General features: G+C 72.8%; 8 protein-coding genes. All 8 read left to right on the top strand.

The window, feature by feature from the left end; all coding sequences use genetic code 11:
- The first annotated feature begins 60 nt into the window (after positions 1-60).
- From AC1MEY_RS12465 to AC1MEY_RS12430, 8 genes are read left to right on the top strand one after another with little or no spacing between them, the layout of a single operon-like run.
- Positions 61-3,558 carry a non-ribosomal peptide synthetase gene (locus AC1MEY_RS12465; protein WP_480230921.1) on the top strand — a complete coding sequence of 1,166 codons (3,498 nt, stop codon included), beginning with the start codon at positions 61-63 and terminating at the stop codon, positions 3,556-3,558.
- 26 nt (positions 3,559-3,584) lie between these two features.
- Entirely contained in the window at positions 3,585-4,343 is a 759-nt protein-coding gene (locus AC1MEY_RS12460) for a thioesterase II family protein (RefSeq protein WP_480230920.1), read from the top strand.
- On the top strand, positions 4,333-5,667 hold the full coding sequence (locus AC1MEY_RS12455; protein WP_480230919.1) for a beta-ketoacyl [acyl carrier protein] synthase domain-containing protein: 1,335 nt from the start codon (positions 4,333-4,335) through the stop codon (positions 5,665-5,667). The genes AC1MEY_RS12460 and AC1MEY_RS12455 overlap by 11 nt, the downstream gene beginning before the upstream one ends.
- A complete protein-coding gene (mbtD, locus tag AC1MEY_RS12450; RefSeq protein WP_480230918.1) occupies positions 5,667-8,627 on the top strand; it encodes a mycobactin polyketide synthase MbtD in 2,961 nt (986 codons plus the stop codon). Before AC1MEY_RS12455 ends, mbtD begins: the two co-directional genes overlap by 1 nt.
- Complete coding sequence (locus AC1MEY_RS12445) at positions 8,624-14,080, top strand: amino acid adenylation domain-containing protein (protein WP_480230917.1); 5,457 nt, start codon at positions 8,624-8,626, stop codon at positions 14,078-14,080. Before mbtD ends, AC1MEY_RS12445 begins: the two co-directional genes overlap by 4 nt.
- Positions 14,077-18,450 (top strand): amino acid adenylation domain-containing protein, encoded by a 4,374-nt coding sequence (locus tag AC1MEY_RS12440; RefSeq protein WP_480230916.1) that lies wholly within the window; start codon positions 14,077-14,079, stop codon positions 18,448-18,450. The genes AC1MEY_RS12445 and AC1MEY_RS12440 overlap by 4 nt, the downstream gene beginning before the upstream one ends.
- Positions 18,447-19,739 carry an NADPH-dependent L-lysine N(6)-monooxygenase MbtG gene (mbtG, locus tag AC1MEY_RS12435; RefSeq protein ID WP_480230915.1) on the top strand — a complete coding sequence of 431 codons (1,293 nt, stop codon included), beginning with the start codon at positions 18,447-18,449 and terminating at the stop codon, positions 19,737-19,739. Before AC1MEY_RS12440 ends, mbtG begins: the two co-directional genes overlap by 4 nt.
- Entirely contained in the window at positions 19,717-19,932 is a 216-nt protein-coding gene (locus AC1MEY_RS12430; protein WP_480230914.1) for an MbtH family protein, read from the top strand. Before mbtG ends, AC1MEY_RS12430 begins: the two co-directional genes overlap by 23 nt.
- Positions 19,933-19,941: the final 9 nt, after the last annotated feature.

Raw genomic sequence — 19,941 nt, 5'->3', positions numbered from 1 at the left:
AGAATAGGGTAGCCTTCGGAAAGTTAGGGCAGCCTTTACTAATTCTTTGGAGGGTCCACCGTGGATGCCGCTGCGACGAGTCCGCAGACCGTGCGCGACGAGGTCGCCGAGCTGCTCGGCATCCCTCCCGACGCGCTGGACCCGCGTGCCGACCTCATCGCCTCCGGGCTGGACTCGATCCGCATGATGTCGCTGTCGGGGCGGTGGCGCAAACAGGGCATCGACGTCGGATTCGCCGCGCTCGCAGCCACTCCCACGGTCGAGGCGTGGATCGGCCTGGTCGCCGAACACGCGGGTGCGCCGCGCGCCGAACCGACGCCGGACGGCGACGACGCCGGGCATCCGGACGCCCCGTTCCCGCTTGCCCCCATCCAGCACGCCATGTGGGTGGGCCGGCACGGCGAACAGGAACTCGGCGGTGTCGCCGCACACCTGTACGTCGAGTTCGACGGTGCGGGAGTAGAGCCCGAGCGTCTCGGCGCCGCGGCGGCCAAACTGGCCGAACGACACCCGATGCTGCGCCAGGAGATCCTGCCCGACGGCACCCAGCGGATCGGTGACCGCGGACTGCCCGTGACGGTGCTCGACCTGCGCGACATGACCGATGACGACGCCGAGGCCGCACTGCTGCGCACCCGCGACGCGAAGTCCCACCAGCTGCTCGACGGCGAGGTCCTGCAGATCTCGCTGTCGCTGCGTTCCGACGGCCGCACCCGGCTGCACGTCGACATGGACATGCAGGCCGCCGACGCCGTCAGCTACCGCAACTTCATGGCCGACCTGGCCGCGCTCTACCGCGGCGCGGACCTGCCCGCCCTCGGGTACACCTACCGCGAGTACCGGGCCAGGCTGACCGCGACCACGCCGCCCCCGTCGGACGAGGACGTCCGGTGGTGGGCCGACCGGATCCCCGATCTCCCGGAACCACCTGCGCTGCCGCTCATCCCGCTCGACGAGCAGGAGGACCCGCTCCGCAGCATCCGTCTCTGGCACGTCTTCGACGTCCCCACCCGCGACGCGCTGTTCGCCGCCGCACACCGCCGCGGCATCACCCCCGCGATGGCCGTCGCCGCGACGTACTCAAACGCCCTCGCCCACTGGTCGACCGATTCGCGGTTCCTGCTGAACCTGCCGATGTTCGGGCGCGAGCCGTACCACCCCGACGTCGACAAGCTGGTGGGCGACTTCACCTCGTCGCTGATGCTCGACATCGATCTCGGCGACAGCGACACCGCCGATGCGCGCGCCCGTGCGGTCCAGGAGGTGCTGCACGCCACCGCGCGGCACTCCGCGGTCTCCGGGCTCGACGTGCTGCGCGACGTCAGCCGCCATCGCGGCACGCAGGCGCTCGCCACGATCGTCTACACCAGCGCGCTCGGCCTGGGCGACCTCTTCGCCGGCGACGTCACCGACCAGTTCGGCGAACCCGTCTGGACCATCTCGCAGGGACCGCAGGTGCTCGTCGACGCGCAGGCGACGCCGTTGGCCGACGGTCTGATGATCAACTGGGACGTCCGCGTCGACGCCTTCCCGCCGGGAGTGCCCGAGTCGATGTTCGCCTACCAGCTCGGCGAACTGGCCAGGCTGGCCGCCGACGACGCCGCCTGGGACGCACCGGATCCGCCCGCGCTGGCGCCCGAGTCCCGGGCGGTCCGCGACCGGGTCAACGCCGCGACGGCGCCGCCGAGCGGCGACACCCTCGTCGACGGCTTCCACCGGCACGCCCGGGACACCCCGGGCGCGGCCGCCGTGATCTCCGACGGCGGCACGCTGACCTACGGCGAACTGCGGGAGAAGACGCTGGCCGTCGCCGCCGCCCTGCAGTCGCGCGGCGTGCACCGGGGCGACGTGGTCGCGCTGATGGGCCCGAAGAACGCCGAGCAGATCCCCGCGCTGCTCGGGATCCTCACCGCCGGTGCGGCGTACCTGCCGATCGGCATCGACCAGCCGGACGACCGCGCCACCCGCATCCTCGAGACCGGCGGCGTCGAGTTCGCCCTCGTCACCGGGGACCGGCTGCCCGACGTCCTCGACGGCTGCGGAGTGCCCGCGCTCACCGTCGCCGACGCCGAGATCGTGGGCGACCCCGAGCACTTCACCCGGCCGGCGATCGAACCCCACGACCTGGCCTACGTGCTGTTCACGTCCGGATCCACCGGCGAGCCCAAGGGCGTCGAACTCACCCACGACGCGGTGCTGAACACCCTCGAATTCCTGTACCGGCACTTCGAGATCGGCGCCGACGATCGCGCGCTGGCCCTGTCGCACCTGGAATCCGACATGTCCGTGCCCGACGTCTTCGGCACGCTGCGCGTGGGTGCGGCGCTCGTCGTGGTCGACGAGGACGAGCGCCGGAACCCCGATGCCTGGTCCCGCCTGATCCACCGGCATCGCGTCTCGGTGGTCAACTTCCTGCCGGGCTGGCTCGAGATGCTCGTCGAGGTGCCGGGCGACCTGTCCTCGCTGCGCGTGGTGCTCACCGGCGGCGATCTGGTGCGTCCCGGGCTGGTGCGGGCGCTGCGCGAACGCTCGCCCCGCGCGAGATTCGCCGGGCTGGGCGGCGCGACGGAGACCGCCGTGCACGGCACCATCTTCGAGGTCGGCCCCGGCACCGACGCCGCGCTGCCACCGCACGCAGCCCTGGTGCCCTACGGGGTCCCGTTCCCCAACAACGCGTGCCGGGTCGTCGACGCGAAGGGCCGGGACTGCCCCGACTGGGTTCCCGGTGAGCTGTGGTTCGCCGGACGCGGGATCGCCCGCGGCTACCGCGGCAGGCCCGACCTCACCGCGGAGAAGTTCGTCGTCCACGACGGCCGCACCTGGTACCGCACCGGCGACCTCGCCCGGTACCGCCCGGACGGCACACTGGAATTCGTCGGCCGCGCCGACCACCGCGTCAAGATCAGCGGCTACCGCATCGAACTCGGCGAGATCGAGGCCGCGCTCGCCCGCGTGCCCGGCGTCGGCGCGGCGGTCGCCGCGGTGGTCCCGGTCGAGGGTGGCCGCGACGCGCTCGGTGCGCTGGTCCGCATCGACACCGCCGCCGTCGACACCGCGGCCGTCAAGGCCCGGGTGGGGAGCATGCTGCCCCCGCACATGGTGCCGCAGCTGCTCGTCGCCGCCGACCGCATCCCCTTCCACAACGGCAAGATCGACCGCAGGGCCGTCGCGCGCCGCCTCGCCGAGGAGGGCCTCGGCGCCGAACGTCGGTACCGCGCACCGTCGACGCCGCTGGAACTGGCACTCGCCGCGATCGTCGGCGAGGTGCTCGGTCGCGACGGCATCGGCGTGGACGACGACTTCTTCTCGCTCGGAGGTGATTCCGTGCAGGCGACGGCCACCGTCGCCCGCATCCGCGACTGGCTCGACACGCCCACGGTGATGGTGCCCGACGTGTTCGCGACCCGCACCGTCGAGGCGCTGGCGAACCGGCTCACCGAGCGCGAGGCCGGCAGCGACCGACTCCACCAGGTGGCCGAGCTGTACCTGGAGATCTCCGCAATGGACGGTGCCGAGGTCGACTCGGAGCTGGACCGCGCGTCGGTCTCCCGTCGATGAGCGCCTGCGCGAAGAGCAGAGGGCCGATGACAGACGTCGGTCAGCTCGGGTTCCAGCGCTGGGTCAAGCGGTATCCCGCCGAACCGCAGCCGGATTCGAGACCGCCGCGGGCGACTCTGGTGTTCCCGCACGCGGGCGGTGCCGCACTGGCCTACCGCGGTCTCGGCACCGCGCTGGCCACGGCGGGTACCGACGCCTACGTCATGCAGTACCCGCAGCGCGGCGACCGGCTCGGCCACCCGGCGCCGACCACGGTCGCCGACCTGGCGCGCGACCTCCTCGACGCGGGCGACTGGTCGGGTCTGGGTCCGCTGCGGCTCTTCGGGCACTGCATGGGCGCGGTCGTCGCCTTCGAGTTCGCCCGCGCGGCGGAGCAGCGGGGCGTCGCCGTGGACGCGCTGTGGGTGTCTGCCAGCGAGGCGCCGTCGACGGTGGCCGCACGACCCGACCTGCCGATGGCCCAGTCCGAGATCCTCGCCGAGATGGTCGACCTCGGGGGTACCGACCCGCGGCTGCTCGACGACGACGACTTCGTCGAGCTGCTGCTGATGGCGGTGCGCGCCGACTACGCCGCCTTCAACCGCTACGCCTGCGACGCCGACGTGACCATCGCCGCCGACGTGCACACCCTCGGCGGCCAGAGCGACCACCGGGTCAGCGAGGACATGCTGCGGCGCTGGGAAACCCACACCCGCGGCGCGTTCACCGTCTCGATGTTCGACGGTGGGCACTTCTACGTGAACGACCACGCCGCGGACGTCGCGGAGCTGATCAATGACCTCTGATCCCGGTCCGGCCGCCGACCCGGTGGTGATCGTGGGGATGGCCGTCGAGGCGCCCGGCGGGGTCACCACCGCGGCCGACTACTGGTCGCTGCTGGCCGACCAGCGCGAGGGCCTCGGGCACTTCCCGACCGATCGCGGCTGGTCGATCCGCGACCTCCTCGACGGCTCGCGGCGCGACGGCTTCAAGCCGATCCACGACCTCGGCGGCTTCCTCTCCGACGCAGGCACCTTCGACCCGGCATTCTTCGGCATCTCCCCGCGCGAGGCCGTCGCGATGGACCCGCAGCAGCGGGTCGCACTGCGGCTGGCGTGGCGGGCCCTCGAGGACGGCGGCATCAACCCCGACGACGTCGCCGGCCACGACGTGGGCTGCTACGTGGGCGCCTCCCACCTGGAGTACGGCCCCGAACTGAGCGAGTTCTCCAGTCACAGCGGGCATCTGATCACCGGCACGTCGCTGGGCGTCATCTCCGGGCGGATCGCCTACACCCTGGACCTCGCGGGCCCGGCCATGACGGTCGACACGTCCTGCTCGTCGGCGCTGACCGCGCTGCACCTGGCCGTGCAGGCGGTCCGGTCCGGCGACTGCGACATGGCGCTCACCGGCGGTGTCTGCGTGATGGGCACGCCCGGTTACTTCGTCGAGTTCTCCAAGCAGCACGCGCTGTCCGACGACGGACACTGCCGGCCCTACAGCGCGCTGGCCAGCGGCACCGTCTGGGCCGAGGGCGCGACGATGTTCGTGCTGCAGCGCAGGTCCCGCGCGCTGTCCGACGGTCGCCGCATCCTCGCCGAGGTCCGCGCCTCCTGCGTCAACCAGGACGGCCGCACCATCGGACTGACCGCCCCCAGCGGGGCCGCGCAGGCGCGGCTGTTCGCCCGCGCGATCGACGTCGCCGGCGTGCGCCCCGAGGACGTCGGCATGATCGAGGGACACGGCACCGGAACCCGCCTCGGCGATCGCACCGAGCTGCGCTCCCTCGCCGAGACCTACGGTGCGACGGCCCCGGGTACGGGTGCGCTGCTCGGCTCGGTCAAGTCGAACGTCGGGCACGCGCAGGCGGCGGCGGGCGGTCTCGGTCTGGCCAAGGTGCTGCTCGCCGCGCGACACGCGGCCGTACCGGCAAGCCTGCACGTCGACGAGGCCAGCCGCGAGATCGACTGGGACGCCCAGGGTCTGCGGCTGGCCGTCAAGCAGACGCCGTGGCCCGCGATCGACGGCCGCCGCACCGCCGCGGTGTCCGCGTTCGGCATGAGCGGCACCAACGCCCACGTGGTGGTGTCGATGCCCGACGACGCCGGGTCCGACGGGCAGGCCGCCTAGTGTCCGCTGTCCGCACTCCCACGGGGGCACTGCCCGACGGCCGCGTCCCGGTGCTGCTCAGCGCGCACGCGGAGGACCTCGTCGGCCGTGACGCCGCCGCCATCGCCGATTACGTCGACGCGCACGATCCGGCCGTCGAGGACGTCGCCGCGACCCTGGTGCGCACCCGCCGCCTGCGACGCCACCGCGCCGTCGTGCGCGCCGCCGACGCGGGCGAACTGCGCGACGGGCTCACCGCGCTCGCCGCGGGGATCGACCATCCGCTGGTGACCAGGGCGACCGCGCCCGGTGCCGGTGCCGACCCGCCGCGCATCGCGTTCACGTTCCCCGGCCAGGGCAGTCAGTGGCCCGCGATGGGACGGGACGCCTACGAGCGGCTACCCGAGTACCGCGCCGAGGTGGACCGATGCGCCGCGGTGTTCGCCGCCGCCGGGGCTGCGTCTCCACTGGACTACCTGCTGGCCGACCCGGCCGCGGTCACCAACGACTTCAGCCAGGTGCAGATCCAGGGCGCACAGTTCGTGCACGGCGTCGCGCTGGCCCGGGTCTGGCGGTCCCTCGGCGTCATCCCCGACATCACGGTCGGACACAGCCTCGGCGAGATCGGCGCCGCCTACGTCGCCGGGTCGCTCACCCTCGCGGTCGCGGTGGGCGTCGTGATCGCCCGCGCGACCCTGCTGGACCGGCTGACCGGACCGTACCGGGTCGCCGTCCTCGGCGTCACCGCCGACGAGGCCCGCGACGTCATCGCCGGCACACCCGGCTGGCTCGAACTCTCGGTGGTCAACTCGCGGTCCTCCGTCGCGATCTCCGGTGACGGTGACGCCGTCGCGGCGGCCGTGCGCACGGTGGCCGGCCGCGGCTCCTTCGCCAAGGAGATCGAGATGTGGTTCCCGGCGCACACCACCGCGCTCGACCCCATGCGCGACGAGCTGGACGCGCTGCTCCCGCACGGCGAGTTCACCGACACCGCAGTGCAGTTCATCGGATCGGCGACCGGCGGTCCCGTCGCTCCGGGCACCCCGTTCGCCGACTACTGGTACGCCAACCTGCGGTCCACCGTCCGCTTCGACCTCGCCGTCGGCGCCGCGGTCGCCCACGGGGCACGGACGTTCGTCGAGATGTCCGCCCACCCGGCACTGCTGTTCGCGACCGCCGACGTGCTCGACGACCTCGACGTACCCGATGGGACGATCACCATGGTCGGTTCCGGACGCCGTGACGAACCCATTGCCGAACGGCTGTCGGCCAACCTCGTCGCGGTCGCGCTGGCCGACCCGGAGCGCCGGTGGTCCGATGCCCCGAGCGGCCAGCCGCTGCGCGACTTCCCCTTCGCGCCGATGCGGGCCGACCACCTGTGGGCGGCACCCGAACCGCTCCCACCGATCCCCGGGTTGACCGTCGCCACCGAGCACTGGGAGCCGGTGGGTATCAACGCGCCGGCGGGCGCGCGGCGAGTCGCGGTCCTCGGCTCCGGCACGGTCGCCGCCCGGCTGCGCCGCGCCGTCGAACGATCCGCTGCCACCGAGGTCGTCGACGCCGCCGACGCCGACCTCCTCGTCGTGGCCGCACCCGAGGCCGACCACGGCGACGCGGTCGCGGCGGCCGACGACGTCGCACGTCGCCTCGGCGACGGCCTGCTCGACTACGCCGACGCCCTCGGGCCGGTCACCTGCGAGGTGTGGCTGGTGACCACGGGCGGCGAGCAGGCCACCCCCACCGACCCCACGCCGTCGCCGATGCACGCCGCCCTCGCCGCGATGCACCGCAGCGTCGGGTTCGAGTACCCCGAGCACCGTTTCGCCCACCTCGACCTGCCGCCCGGCGACCCCGACCTCGACGCGGCGGTGCCCGCGCTGCTCGGCGACGACGACGAGGTCGCCCTGCGCGACGGCATCGTTCTCCGCCGGGGACTGCGCGACGTCGGCACCGCGGCCTCGCCGTGGGCGCGGACGTCGGGCATCCTCGACGACGTCGTGATCACCGGCGGCGGGGGAGCGGTCGGACTGCACTACGCACGCGCGCTGGCCGAGCGGGGCGCCCGCCGCGTCACGCTGCTCGGCCGCGGTGGTGCGGACGCCGCCGTGCTGTCCCGGCTCACCGAGGCATGGGGCACCGAGTTCCGCGCGCCGCGTTGCGATCTCACCGACCCGTTCAGCGTCGCCGCCGCCGCGGCCGAGATCGATGCCGCGGCAGCCACACTGGTGATCCACGCGGCCGGCGTCGCCGTCATCGCCCCGCATCGCGAACTGACCGCGACCGCAGCCCGGAACACGTTCGCCGCGAAGGTGACGGGACTGCGCACCCTGGTCGACAGCTGGCCCGTCGAACCGGACGCACCGATCCTGGCGTGCTCGTCGGTGTCCGGGCCGTGGGGCGGACGCGGGCACGCCGCCTACTCCGCGGCCAACCGCCTGCTCGACGTGCTGGCGGCCGAACTGCGGTCGGCAGGTCGCCGAGTGACGGCGATCCGCTGGGGGCTGTGGGAGGGCGCGGGCATCATCGATGCCGACGAGGTCGCCGGCGTCGAACGCTCCGGACTGCGGCCGATGTCACCCGATCGTGCCGTCGACGAGAGCCTGCGCGACCACGTCGGCGACCCGCTGGTGTTCACCGCGGACCCGGATCGCCTGCGCGCCTTCCTCGGTCACGACACCACCTCCGAGACCGTGCCGGCGTCCGGCGCGGCCGCACCGGCGGACGTCGAGGGGCTGGACGCCACCGGAACCGTCCGGGTCGCGCTCGGCTCCGTGCTCGACCTCGCGGACACCGGAGCCCTCGACCTCGACGCGTCGCTGCTGGACCTGGGAGTCGACTCGCTGCTCGCGCTCGACCTGCGCAAGCGGCTCAAGAAGGCCACGGGGCGCTCCGTTCCACTTGCCACCATCCTCGGCGGGGCCACGGCCACCGAGGTCATCGAACTGCTGACCACACCTGAGAAGAGGGCACTGGAGACGTGACTGACATCGCAGACGGCACCCGCACGGACGGCCGGGCCGCGGCGGCCGACTCACGCCTGGAACTCATGCGCCGCAGGCTCGCCGAGCGCGGCCTCTCGACGCGCACCACCGACGCGCCAGACGTCGACCCGGCGGCACTCAGCGACGGCCAGCGCCGGATGTGGTTCGTCCAGGCCGCCGATCCCAGTGGCGTGCTGCTCAACATCTGCCTGTCCTACCGTCTCACCGGCGCGCTCGATGCCGACCGGCTGCACGAGGCGCTGACCGCCGTCGCGCGGCGCCATCCCGTCCTGCGCACCACCTACGCCGCCGACGAGAACGGTGACCCGCAGGCCACCGCGCACGACGACCTGCTGCCCGCGTGGGCGATGCACGACCTGTCCGACAAGTCGGAACGGGCCCGAACCCTGCGCCTCGAGGTCCTCGCCCAGCGCGAGTTCAACGCGCCGTTCGACCTCGGCACGGACTCGCCACTGCGGATCACGCTCATCCGCACCGGGCCGGCCGAGCACGTGATGCTGCTCGTCGCCCACCACATCGCCTGGGACGACGGGTCGTGGGGCGTGTTCTTCGGTGACCTCACCCGCGCCTACGACGGACTGCCGCTCGCTCCGACACCGCGCCGGCAGGCGGCGTCCGCCGACACCATGGCCGCGGACCTCGAGTACTGGCGGGCCGTGATGGCCGATCCGCCCGAGCCGCTGGAACTTCCGGGTCCCACCGGGTCGGCGGTGCCCACCGGCTTCCGGAGTCGGCGCAGCACCGTCCGGCTCCCGGCCGAGACGGTCGACGCGGTGGCGGCGCTCGCGCGCGACACCGGCGCGACGCCCTACATGGTGCTGCTCGCCGCGTTCGGCGCACTGATCCACCGGTACACCCACACCGACGACTTCCTGGTCGCGTCGCCGGTGCTCAACCGCGACACCGACGACGCCATCGGCTACTACGGCAACACCGTCGCCATGCGGTTGCGGCCCACCGCGACGCTCGCGTTCCGCGACTTCGTCGAGACCGTCCGCGACACCGCACTCGGCGCGTTCGCCCACCAGCGGGTCAACCTCGACCGCGTCGTCCGGGAACTCAATCCCGACCGCCGGCACGGTGCCGAGCGGATGACCCGGGTCAGCTTCGGCTTCCGCGAGCCCGACGGCGGCGGCTTCAGCCCCGAGGGCGTCCGCAGTACGCGCGCCGAACTCCGCGGCCACACCACCCAGCTCCCACTGGGATTCATGATCGAACTGGACCAGACCGGCGCGACGGTCGAGGCCGAGCACCTCACCGAGATCATCGACGCGCGTCTCGCCCACCAGATGCTGAGCCACTTCGCGGTGCTGCTCGACGACGCGCTCGCCCGTCCCGGCGTGCCGCTGTCGCGGCTGAACCTCTTCCCGGCCGAGGACGCGCAGTGGCTGCGCGACGTGGCGACCGGCGAGCGCTTCGAGACGCCCGCCACCACCCTCGGCGCACTCGTCACCGAGCAGGCCGCGCGCACCCCGGACGCCGTCGCCGTCGTGTACGAGGGCCGCCACTACACCTACCGCGAGATCAACGAGTCCGCGAACCGGTTGGCGCACTGGCTCATCGGTCAGGGCATCGGCACCGAGGACCGCGTCGCCGTGCTCCTGGAGAAGTCGCCGGAACTGGTGATCACCGCACTCGGCATCGCCAAGGCCGGCGCCGTCTACCTGCCGGTCGACCCCACCTACCCCGAGGACCGGCTGACCCACATCCTCACCGACTCCGACCCGCGGCTGGTCGTCGACGCGCCGGTCACCGGACTCGACGACGTCCCGTCGACCGACCCGACCGACGCCGACCGCGTGCGGCCGCTGCTGCCGGACAACACCGCCTACCTGATCTACACGTCGGGGTCGACGGGTCTGCCGAAGGGCGTGCCGGTGCCGCACCGGCCGATCGCCGAGTACTTCGCCTGGTTCGGCCCCGACTACGAGGTGTCCTCGGACGACCGGCTGCTGCAGGTCGCCTCGCAGAGCTTCGACGTGTCGATCGGCGAGATCTTCGGCATGCTCGCCGCCGGTGCGCGCCTGGTGATCCCGAAGCCGGGCGGCCTGAGCGACATCGGCTACCTCACCGAACTGCTGCGCACCGAGGGCATCACGTCGATGCACTTCGTCCCGTCGCTGCTCGGGCTGTTCCTGTCGCTGCCCGGCGTCAGCGAGTGGCGCACACTCCGGCGCGTCCCGATCGGCGGCGAGGCGCTACCCGGCGAGATCGCCGACAAGTTCCACGCCACGTTCGACTCGCTGCTGCACAACTTCTACGGCCCCACCGAGACGGTGCTCAACTGCACCCGCTACAAGGTCGAGGGCAAGCAGGGCACCCGCATCGTGCCGATCGGCACGCCGAAGATCAACACCCGCATCTACTTGCTCGACGATGCACTCGCACCGGTGCCGGTCGACGTGATCGGCGAGATCTACATCGGCGGAACGCACGTCGCGCACGGCTATCACGACCGGTTCGGGTTGACCGCCGAACGGTTCGTGGCCGACCCGTTCAACCCCGGCGGCCGGATGTACCGCTCCGGTGACCTCGCCCGCCGAAACGCCGACGGCGACGTCGAATTCGTCGGCCGCGCCGACGAACAGGTGAAGGTGCGCGGATTCCGCATCGAACTCGGCGAGGTGGCCGCCGCCATCTCCGTGGACCCCTCCGTCGGCCAGGCCGTCGTCGTGGTCAGCGACCTCCCGGGTCTCGGCAGGAGCCTGGTCGCCTACGTGACGCCCACCGGCGGGGCCGACGACGTCGAGATCGACCGCATCCGGGCGCGCGTCGCCGCGGCGCTGCCCGAGTACATGGTCCCCGCCGCCTACGTGGCGATCGACGAGATCCCGATCACCGCCAACGGCAAGATCGACCGCCGCGCGCTGCCGGAGCCGGACATCCAGTCCGGGACGGTCTACCGGGAGCCCGACACCGACACCGAGCGCGCGCTGGCGCAGCTGTTCGGCACCCTGCTCGACCGCGACGAGGTGGGTGCCGACGACTCGTTCTTCGAACTCGGCGGGCACTCACTGCTCGCCACCAAACTCGTTGCGGCCGTGCGTGCGGAGTTCGGCGTCGACGTCGGTGTGCAGGACGTGTTCGAACTCGCGACGGTGGCGGCGCTGGCCGTCCGCGTCGACGAACTCGCCGCCGCGGGCGGCGGCACCGGACGGCCGCCGATCGAGGCGATCCCGCACGACGGCCCGCTGCAGATGTCGGCCGCCCAGCTGCGGCAGTGGTTCCAGTTCCGCATCGACGGCCCGAACCCCGTCAACAACATTCCGTTCGCCGCACGCGTCACCGGTCCGAGCGACGCCGACGCGCTCGTCGAGGCCATCAACGACGTCGTCGCGCGGCACGAGATCCTGCGCACCACCTACTGCGAGATCGACGGCGCGCCCTACCAGGTGATCGATCCCGTCGAGCCGCTGACGGTGCGCCGGGCGCGCGGCGCGGACGACGAGTGGCTGCGGCGCGAACTCGACGCCGAGCGCAAGTACTGCTTCGACCTCGAGACCGACCGGCCCATCCGCGCCGCGGTGCTGTCGACGCCCGATCATCACGTGCTGTCGATCGTGGTGCACCACATCGCCGCCGACCACTGGTCGGCGGGCGTGCTCTTCACCGACGTGCTCACCGCCTACCGGGCCCGGCGGGCGGGTGAGCCGGCCGAACTCCCGGCGCTGCCCATCCAGTACGCCGACTTCGCCGCGTGGCAGACCCGGCTCCTGGCCGACGAGGGCGATGCCGTCGTCGCGCAGCGCGAGTACTGGAGGCGGCAGCTGGCGGGACTCCCGGAGGAGAACGGGTTGCGGCCGGACTTCCCGCGCCCGCCCGTGCCGACCGGCGGCGGTGACGCCCTCGGCTTCACCATCGACGGGCCGACGCGCGCGAAGCTGATCGAACTGACCCGCGAACTCGGGGTGACCGAGTTCATGCTGCTGCAGGCCGCCGTCGCGGTGGCGCTGCACGCGGCGGGCGAGGGCGTCGACATCCCGCTCGGCACACCGGTGGCGGGCCGGACCGAGCCGCAGCTCGAGCAGTTGATCGGCTTCTTCATCAACATCGTGGTGCTCCGCAACGACCTGTCGGGCAACCCGTCGCTGCGCGAGGTGCTGCGCCGGTCCCGCGAGATGGCGCTCGCCGCCTACGCGCATCAGGATCTGCCGTTCGACCGCGTGGTCGACGCCGTGAGCCCCGTGCGGTCGCTGTCCCGCAACCCGCTGTTCGGGGTCGTCGTCCACGTCCGCGAGGAACTGCCCGCCGACCAGGTGATCGACAGCGGGCCCGACGGCGAGACCCGTTTCACTGCACTGGAACCCACGTTCGACGTGGCGCACGCCGATCTGTCGCTGAACTTCTTCGCAACCGCCGGCGCGGGGTACGAGGGCACCGTCATCTACCGGACCGAACTGTACGAGCGCGCCACCGCCGAACGGCTCGTCGGCTGGCTCCGGCGCATCGTCGATGCATTCGCCGACGACGCGCATCAGACGCTGCGCGACCTCGTCGTCGTCGACCCCGCCGAGCGACGGCTCGTCGTCGACGAGTGGAGCCGTCGCGCCGTGCCGCCGGCCGGTCTGCCGCAGACCGAGGGCGCCGACCGCGTCTACGTGCTCGACGAGTGGCTCGAACCGACCGGCGCCGGGGTGATCGGCGACGTGTACTACGGCGGCGGTGCGGTCGACGGGTACGCCGCGTCCGCCGACGCCGTCGGTCGGGTCCGCTTCGTGCCGAGCCCGTTCACCGACGGCGCGCACCTCTACCGGACGGGGGACCGGGCGCGGTGGACCGAGGACGGCAGGCTGGACGTCGTCGACGCCGGGGACCATCGGGTGCAGGCCGCGCTCGAGGCGGTCGACGGCGTCGCCGCCGCGGCCACCCGCGCCTGGCCGGGCCGGGTCGGAACCCAGCTCGCCGCGTACGTCGTACCGGTGCGGCCCATTCCGGGGGCAGCGGAACGGGAGGCGTTCGTCGATGCCGTGCTCGGCGCCCTGCCCGAGGACCTGCGGCCGCCGTCGCTGACCGTCGTCGACGACGTGAACCGGGATGCGCTGCGGCGGCCGGTGTTCACCGTCGTCCCGTCGACCGAGCCGGCGCGCACCGACACCGAACGCGCGCTGGCGGCCATGCTGGTCGAGGTGCTCGGGGTGCCCGGCGTCGGACGCCACGACGACTTCTTCACCCTCGGCGGCGACAGCATCCTCGCCGTCCAGCTGGCGGCGCGATCGCGTGACGCCGGCGTGCCGCTCACCGCGCGCATGGTCTTCGAGCATCCCGAACTGGCCGAACTCGCCGCGGCGGTGGACGCGCGGGGCGGCGTGGACGCGCCGGGTGCCGTCGACACCCATCACGCGCCGATGGCCGCCTCCGGACTGTCGCCCGACGAACTCGCGGCACTCACCGCGGGCTGGGGCGCCGCCCCGGACCCGGGACGTCGGCCGTGAGCGCACCCCCCGGCGTCGACGACGTCCTGGCGCTGAGCCCCCTGCAGCAGGGGCTCTACTCGCTGGCCGGACTGACCGACCACGAGGACGGCGCGGACCCGTACGTCATCGCGATGGCGGCCGACGTCACCGGCGACCTCGACGTCGAGCTGTTCCGAACGTGCGCCGAGAAGATGCTGGTGCGCCATCCCAACCTGCGGTCGAGCTTCTTCCAGGGCACCCTCAGCAGGCCCGTGGCCGTCGTGCCCACGGCGGTCGACCTGCCCTGGCGTCACGTCCGCGCCACCGAGGCCGAGGCCGTCGCCCTCGAGGCCGACGAGCGGCTGCGCTCCTTCGACCTCGGTCGCGGACCGGTCATCCGGTTCCTGCTCATCGAGAAGCCCGACGCCCGTTGGCGTCTGGTGGTCGTCGCCCACCACATCGTCATCGACGGGTGGTCGCTGCCGGTGTTCGTCGGTGAGCTGATCGCGCTGTATTGCGCCCGCGGCGACCTCGGCGCGCTGCCCGCGGCGCCCCGGCCCTACCGGGACTACATCGGCTGGCTCGCCTGCCGCGAGCCCGAGGTCAGTCGGACGCGGTGGCGGACGCACCTCGACGGTCTCGACGGACCCACGCTGCTCTCGCCCGCGCTGTCGGGACGCGAGACCACGCCCGGCCTGCCGGAGCGGACCGAGGTGGCCCTCGACGAGCGGGCCACCGCCGACGTCCTCGAGGCGAGCCGCGCCCGCGGCGTCACCGTCAACACGCTGTTCCAGATGGCCTGGGCCGCACTGCTGGCCACGTTCACCGATCGGACCGACGTGGTGTACGGCGTCACCGTGTCCGGACGGCCCGACGACCTGTCCGGCGTCGAGACCATGGTCGGCCTGTTCATCAACACGGTGCCGCTGCGGGTGCGGCTGGACCCGTCGGTCACCGTCGGGCGTCAATGCCTGGCGCTGCAACGCGAGGCCGCCGACCTGCGCGACCACAGCTTCCTCAGCCACACCGACATCCGCGCACTGGCCGGCATCGGCGAACTGTTCGACACCCTGCTGGTGTACGAGAACTTCCCACCGGGCGGCCTCGTCGGCAGCGACGAATTCCCGCTCGACGGAGCGGTGTTGACGCCGTCGGCCTTGGAGAGCCTGTCGCACTTCCCGGTGACGATCGCCGCCCACCCGACGCACGGCCGGTTGACCGTCCTGGTCGAGACGCTCCCCGGCGCGCTGGGCGCGTTGGACGCCGAGCACCTCGGCCGCCGCGTGCTCGTGGTCGTGCAACGCCTGCTGGCGTCATGGGACCGGCCGCTGCGCGAGGTGACCGTCACGCTCGACGACGAGAAGCGCTCCACCGCACCGCGGGACGCCGAGCGCCACGCCGGTGGCGTCCACACTGCGTTCGAGGCCGTTGCCGCACGCCTCCCGCAGGCGACCGCACTCAGCTGGGACGGCGGCACGCTCGACTACCGCGCTCTCGACACCGCCGCCGACCGCCTCGCCGCCCACCTCGTCGGGCGCGGCGTGCGGGCCGAGACACCCGTCCCGATCGTGCTGCGCCGCGGCCCCGACTACGTCGTCGCGATGCTCGCCGTGCTCAAGGCCGGCGGGCTCATCGTGCCGCTGGACCCGTCGATGCCGGCCGATCGCATCGACGAGATCGTCGCGCAGACCGGCGCGACGATCACCGTCGACGAGGAAGCGCTCGCCGCGGTCGGTGAGACTGACCCCGGGTACCGTCCAGCGGACGTCGCCGACGGGCAGGGCGCCTACGTCGTCTTCACCTCCGGCACCACCGGAAAGCCCAAGGGCGTCATCGGAACCCACCAGGCGCTGCTGGCCTACGGCACCGACCACGTCCGCAACGTCCTGCACCCCGGAGCGCAACGCATCGGCCGGCCGCTGCGCATCGCGCACGCCTGGTCCTTCACCTTCGACGCGGCGTGGCAACCGCTGGTCGCGCTGCTCGACGGGCACTGCGTGCACATCGTCGGCGACGCCGTGCAGCGCGACGCCGAATCGCTCGTCGAGGATATCGACCGCCACGGCATCGACATGATCGACACCACGCCGTCGATGTTCACCCAGCTGAGGTCGGCGGGTCTGCTGTCGACGGTGCCGCTCGCCGTGCTCGCGCTCGGCGGCGAGGCCATCGACACCGCGGCGTGGCAGGGGATACAGGCGGAGTGCGCCCGGACGGGCATGTCCGCCCACAACTGCTACGGGCCCACCGAGACGACGGTCGAGGCCGTCGTGGCCGCCATCGCCGACCACGGGTCGCCGTGCATCGGGCGGCCCACCGACTCGACGACGGCCTACGTGCTCGACTCGTGGCTGCGACCGGTGCCCGACGGCGTCGCGGGGGAGCTGTACCTGACCGGCGGCCAGCTGACCCGTGGCTACCTCGGCCGGCCCGGCGAGACGGCGGGCCGGTTCGTCGCCGACCCCTTCGTCCCCGGTGCACGCATGTACCGCACGGGCGACGTGGTGCGCCGCAACGCATCCGGTGCCATCGAGTTCCTCGGGCGCAGCGACGCCCAGGTCAAGATCCGCGGATTCCGGGTCGAGCCCGGCGAGGTCGCGGCGGCGCTGCACCGCCATCCCGGCGTCCGGGGTGCCCACGTCGCCGTGCGGCGGCACCGCAGCGGCCCGCGTCTGACCGCGTACGTGGCGACCGCCGCCGACGTGGCGGACCTCCGCCGGATGCTGACGGCCACGCTGCCGAGATACCTGGTGCCGCACCACATCGTCGTCGTGCCCGAGATCCCGCTCAACGTCAACGGAAAGGTCGACGACCGCGCGCTCGCCGCACTCGACGCCGACCGCCGATCCGAGCCCGTCGAAGGCCCGGCGACCCCGACGGAGGTCGTGCTCGCCGAGGTGCTCGCGGAGGTGCTCGACGCCAAGGACGTCGACGTCACGGCCGACTTCCTCGACCTAGGACTCGACAGCATCGTCGCGCTGTCGGTGGTGCAGACGGTGCGACGGCGTGGCCTGACGCTGCGGGCGCGACTGATGCTGGACTGCTCGACGGTCCGCGAACTCGCCGCCGCGATGGACGCCGACACCGGTGCCGCCGAACGCGCGGCGGAGGACGACGACGAGCCGATCCCGTTGCTGCCCAACGGGCACTGGCTGCTGGCCCACGGTGACGCCCGGCGGCTCGCGCAGTCCGAGGCGATCCGATTGCCCGACGGCGTCACGCGCGATCACCTCGACGCGATGCTGCGCAGCGTCGTCGACGGGCACGCGGTGCTGCGGAGCCGACTCGACGTGGACACCATGACGCTGGTGCCCCATCCCGCCGGCGACGTCCTGCGAGAGGTCGTCGTCGAGGGCGACATGGCCGCGGCGGCGACCGAGCAGACCCGGCAGGCGGTCGAGCGGCTCGACTCCAGCCGCGGGGTGATGCTGGACGCCGTGTGGCTGCGGCCCGCCGACGGGGCCGGCGTGCTGCTGCTGACGCCGCACGTGCTGGCCGTCGACCCCGCCTCCTGGCGGATCGTGCTCGGCGAACTCGAAACCGCCTGGTACGCGGTGTCGCGCGGTCGTCCGCCGACGCCGGCCCGGGAGCACACGTCGCTACGGGCGTGGTCTCGACTGCTGGCCGAACGCGCCCTCAAGCTGGAGACGTGCGACTTCTGGTCGGGCCAGGTCGACGGCGTGGATCCCGACCTCGGCACCCGCCGGGTCGACCCGGAGACCGACCGGGTGGCCGACGTCGTCGTCACCCTCGCGCTCGCCGATGCGGACCTCACCCGACGCGTGCTCGACGGCCCGGTGCCGGTGACCGACGCGCTGATCGCCGCCACCGCCAGGATGGTCACCGCGTGGCGGCGACACCGCGGCCAGGAGACGCCGCCGCCGCTGCTGGCGCTCGAGACGCTGGGCCGTGCCGACGCCGTCGTGGCGGCCGGTGCCGGAGGCGACGCCGTGGACGTCGACACCGGTGACACCGTCGGCCTGCTCAGCGCCATCTACCCGATGCGCATCGACGCCGACGACGCCGCGGGCGTCCGGGACCTGCTCGACGCCATCCCCGGGGACGGCATCGACTACGGCCTGCTGCGCTACCTGCGGGCCGACACCGCCGAACGGCTTGCGGCGCATCGTGATCCGCAGGTGCTGGTGAACTACCTGGGACGCTTCCACCAGGACGCGGCGGCCAACGCCCTGCAGTCCGACCGCACGCTGCTCGCCGAGGCGTCGCGGTCGCCCGAACCGAACCTCGCGGTCCGTCACGAACTCGTCGTGATGGCAGCCGTCCTGGAACGGGAGGGCCGGCCCGTGCTCGGTTCGCAGTGGCGGACCCTGCCCGACATCCTGTCCGCCGACGACGTCGCCACCCTGCAGGCGATGTGGCTGGACGCGCTGAGAGAGGTGATCGCATGAGTTCGTCGACCGGGACCCTGGCCGTCGTCGGGGCGGGTGCCAAGGCGGTCGCGGTCGCGGCCAAGGCGGCCGAGCTGCGCGCCATGGGCGTCGACGCGCCCGACGTCGTCGCGATCGAACGCTCCGGCGTCGCGGCCAACTGGCAGGCGGGCGGCGGGTGGACCGACGGCAACCACCGGCTCGGGACCGGCCCGGAGAAGGACGTCGGCTTCCCGTACCGCTCGTCGCTGGTGCCGCGCCGCAACGCCGAACTCGACGAGCGGATGACGCGGCACAGCTGGCAGGCCTACCTGGTGTCGACCGGGCAGTTCGCCGAGTGGATCGACCGCGGCCGGCCCGCACCGACGCACCGCCGGTGGAGCCAGTACCTGCGCTGGGTCGCCCAGGACGTCGGCATGTCCGTCGTGCACGGCGAAGTGGAGAGCATCTCGATCGCCGACGACCGGTGGGAGCTGCGGACCGCCGACACCACGGTCCAGGCCGACGGCGTCATGATGACCGGCCCCGGGCAGGCGGAACGCTCGGTGCTGCCCGGCAATCCGCGGGTCATGTCCATCGCGCAGTTCTGGCATCACGCGGCGCAGAACGACCGCATCGCCGCCGAGCGGGTGGCCGTCATCGGCGGCGGCGAGACGTCCGCGTCGATGCTCAACGAGCTGTTCCGGCACCGGGTGTCGACGATCACGGTGATCTCGCCGTCGGTCACGCTCTTCACCCGCGGTGAGAGCTTCTTCGAGAACACGCTGTTCTCCGACCCGACGGGCTGGGTCGGTCTGACGCTGGCCGAGCGACGGGATGCGTTGGCCCGCACCGATCGCGGCGTGTTCTCGGCGCGTGTGCAGGACGCGTTGCTCGCCGACGACCGCATCCGGCACCTGCGCGGCCGGGTCGCCCACGCCGTGGCGCGCGACGGCCGGATCCGGTTGACGCTGAGCACCAACACCGCCGGTGAGGCCGTCGAGACCGTGCACGGCTTCGACCTGGTGATCGACGGGTCCGGCGCCGACGCCATGTGGTTCCTGCCGCTGTTCACCCAGGACGCGCTGGACCTGCTGGAGCTGGGCCTGGGCCGCGCGCTGACGAGCGAGTCGCTGCAGGAGTCGATCGGCTACGACCTCGCGCTCAGCCACGTGTCCCCGAAGCTGTTCCTGCCCGGGCTGTCCGGCCTGACCCAGGGTCCGGGCTTCCCGAACCTCAGCTGCCTGGGGCTGATGTCGGACCGCGTGCTCGGCGCGGACCTGAACGACCACTCGACGAGGAGGCTCGATGAGCACCAATCCGTTCGATGACGAGGACGGCGCGTTCGTCGTGCTGGTGAACGCCGAGGAGCAGCACAGCCTGTGGCCGACGTTCGCCGACGTCCCCGAGGGCTGGCGGGTGGTGTTCGGCGAGAGCACCCGCGCCGACTGCCTCGCCTACGTCGAGGAGAACTGGACCGACCTGCGGCCCAAGTCCCTCCGCGACGCCATGTCCGCGGACTGACGTGCGGGG

It is taken from the genome of Mycobacterium sp. PTI7 (assembly GCF_056679845.1).
The sequence above is the reverse complement of the archived record's forward strand: the minus strand, read 5'-3'. Positions and strand labels throughout refer to the sequence as shown.